The organism is Exiguobacterium sp. 8H (genome assembly GCF_902506255.1).
GTDB classification, from domain to species: Bacteria; Bacillota; Bacilli; order Exiguobacteriales; family Exiguobacteriaceae; genus Exiguobacterium; species Exiguobacterium profundum.
The window spans coordinates 1-3,159 of sequence record NZ_LR733442.1 but is presented as its reverse complement, the minus strand read 5'-3'; the positions used below and the strand labels follow the sequence as shown (position 1 = coordinate 3,159).

Annotated in this window: 3 protein-coding genes; all 3 read left to right on the top strand. The window is 58.4% G+C overall.

Annotation, left to right across the window (positions count from 1 at the left end; translation table 11 throughout):
* Positions 1-576: hypothetical protein (locus GVY43_RS15395; protein WP_201303655.1), on the top strand; the 576-nt coding region annotated here is incomplete at its 5' end.
* A gap of 12 nt (positions 577-588) precedes the next feature.
* Positions 589-1,068: a hypothetical protein gene (locus GVY43_RS15390; protein WP_159563741.1), complete on the top strand. Its 480-nt coding sequence runs from the start codon at positions 589-591 to the stop codon at positions 1,066-1,068.
* An 81-nt stretch (positions 1,069-1,149) separates the two neighbouring features.
* Positions 1,150-3,159 (top strand): pLS20_p028 family conjugation system transmembrane protein (locus tag GVY43_RS15385; RefSeq protein WP_159563740.1); only part of this gene is annotated, 2,010 nt, incomplete at its 3' end.

Sequence of the window (3,159 nt, the reverse complement as noted above, 5' to 3'; positions counted from 1 at the left end):
AAGGAATACATGGACCAGGTCATCGCATGGCGCGAACGCCGTGTGTATGACGGCCCGATCACGCGTTTCACGCCCCCAGAGGGCGCTCCGGCCCCAGAAGACACCGTGGACGCGTCCACCGGACAGAAGGAGGGATCAGGTCCATCTGAATCCTCCACGGTCAAACCAGAGTCCTCCTCGACGCCCCTCCCGACGCACGGGACGGACGTCCCGGCCAAGTCGGAGAGTGAGACGGAGACGCCGGCCACACCATCCGGGCTCGACCTGTTGGACGACACGTTCGGCATGAGCCCTGAACCGACGCAAGAGGAACCCGTCCGCCCTTCTCCCGAACCGGATGAAGGGGAACCTCACGACTCGAACGACGAAGAGCCGAATACAGATGAGAAGACGCGGACACTCGAAGAGTGGATCGACCTGAAAAAGGAACAGGTACCGCTCTCGAAACGGACGATGACGATTCTGATTGATTTAGAGGATGTCGTCGACATTTTCGCCCCGATTGATCAGGAGACGGCGGAGAAACTACTCCGACCTTATCTTTTGGGAGAGGGGGAAGGTGATACGGAAAACTAAGGAGGAACCATGATGAAACGAATGCGATGGAATGTATTGCTGATCGGTGCCCTGTTGATGCTCGGCGGGTTGTTGTTGACGCTGTCGGGCTGTGGCCGGGCGGAAGCGCTCGACACGCTGTACGAGGGCGAGGGTCCGACGGTCATCACCTATACGGAGGCCAATGAGATGTTAGAGGCAGGCAAAACGTTCTTCTTTTATGAGGGTGACAGCTTTGACATCGCCGGTGAATCGAAAGTATCGGAGATGATGGACCGGGTGTTCAAGGAGAAGGAGGTTCACTATTTCGTCATCGACAAAGAAGAAAATCCATACAATGATCAGATTTATGCGTTATTCCATTCGAAATACAGTGAAATCGGTCTCGTCCATGACGGTGAGATTTATCGTGGGAAACAAACCCTCGTCGCCGAGGGCGGGAAGACGCGCGAGGATATCGAGCGTGACGTGGACAAGGATGTCCAAGAACTTTTGTCGCTAGTTGACCAATAAGCAAGAAATCAGGACGGCCCTCATGTGGCCGTCCTTTTGTGTACGTGCCCAGATATCGGGCAGAAAGGAAGGGAAAGGCAATTGGAAATCAATGCAACGTTATATGAGACCTTCAGTCCGTATTTTGATGTCACGAGCATCATGTCGGATTACTTCCGCACGGTGCTCTGGGGCTGGATGCTCGGTCTCCTATCGCTTCTGCAGGGCGTCGAGACGCTGTACACGGGCATCGACGAGCTGTTCCGTGGGTTCTTCACGAACCCGCTCATCGGGCGGTTGGAGGGCGTGTTCGCCTTCTTCTTCTGGACGTTCATGATGATCCAAGGGGTCATCCTCGGCTACATGATGTTCGTCAATCCTCAGATGAAGTACGGGAACGTGTTCCAGGCGTTCTTCTTCGCCATCGTCGTCGTGTTGATCGTGCCGGACGTCGTCTCGAAGGGGCTCGACCTGAGCGACAGTGGCCAGGTGTTCGTCGAGGAGGCCACGAACGGTGGGGATGTCGACATCCCGTTGACGGAGGTCGTCGTACGGGGCAACGTGTATGACATCAAGCAGTTCATGGAGGACGGGTGGCGGACGTCCCCGGACGAGATGACGCTCAGCCAAAAGAACGAGATCGACTCCCGTCAGAGCTTCGTCTTGTTGAACCCGGTGGCCCGAGTCACGGACGAGATGATGGAGACGGATATGGACAAGAAAATCCTGACCCGATACTGGGACTCGTCTCAAAACAAAGCGGTCGAACTGGATGACGGGATATTTGGGATCGGGGCGACGAAGTATTACCGCTATCACATCAATTTCCTCCCGATCTTCGTTCAACTCATTGTCCTCGCCTTCGCGCTCCTGTTCGTCGCGTTCAAGACGGCGATGTTGCTGTATGAGATTCTGCTTGCGCAGGTGCTCGCCCCGATTGCGGCCGCCATCGGCGCGCGGGAGAGCGACACGATGCGCAATATCTTTACCGAGTTGGCGCAGAAGCTCCTGACGCTCGTCATCCTCGTGCTCGGGTTCCGGCTCTATCTGTATTTCAGCAATCTGCTGTTCGCGTCGGATCAGGGCGGGCTCGCCAAACTGATCGGTCTGTTCGTCCTGACTGTTGGACTGTTCAAAGGGATCACGTACTTTGACAACAAGTTCGGGACGCGTGCCGGGCTCCGTGAGGGCGTCGACATGGCCCGTGCGGGCGGTTCGGTGTTCACGGCCCCACTCTCAGCCGGGATCGGCGCGATGACGGGCGCCGCGGCGGTCAAACGCTCGGCCGAGACGCTCAAGGGCAAGAAGAACGACGCTTTGCCGGTCCCGCTCAGGATCGACTACGGCGACTCGAAGAAGGACAAGACCGGATCATCAGCGGACGCGACATCGACCGCGGCGTCCCGCTCGCCATTGGCCAAGTACGCCAAGAATGGTTGGAAGACGGACCCGCCAAAGGGTGGCGCGACGGAGTCGAAACCGGACGCCTCGTCCGCCTCGAAGGACGCACAGGCAACGCCTGACGTGACAGGACAATCGACACCAGAATCGAAGAAGACAGAAACGGGACCGACACCTCGGAAACGTTGGAAGTGGCAAACCCCACGGCCTGATGAAGAGAAACCGGCGGGACAGGTGACCGTCGAGAGTTCAGCGCCTGGAACGCAGGAAGAATCGGTCCCGTCAGAACCGGCTCCTGAACCTGAGTCAAGCACGAGACCGCGTGGACGGTATGGATGGCAGACGTCACAGTCGGGTGAGCCTGCCCGGACCGGACAGGCGGGACCCGATCCGGATTCATCGACCGGAGAAGCGAGCCCCCCACCTCCACAACCACAACCATGGCGATGGAGACGTGGGATGAAGGCGAACGAGCAACCGAAACATCCTGACACGACCGTCCCACCTGAAGCACGTGCGGCGTACGACAAGACGCCTTCCCCGCCACCCCTGACGGAGCCGACGCCCCGTCAGACCTCGCCACGACCGGCGACACCACAACGGCCAGAACGGCCGAAAGGAGAGATGAGACATGATCCGACGATTCCGCGAACGGCTGGAACGGTTCCAGCTGAGACGCATCCAAGACGGGCAGGCGAGACCCCGGAGGCA

What these genes read in the sequence shown, in the direction of transcription:
- GVY43_RS15390 (WP_159563741.1), top strand. Translation starts at nt 589, where the DNA reads ATGAAACGAATGCGATGGAATGTATTGCTGATCGGTGCCCTGTTGATG.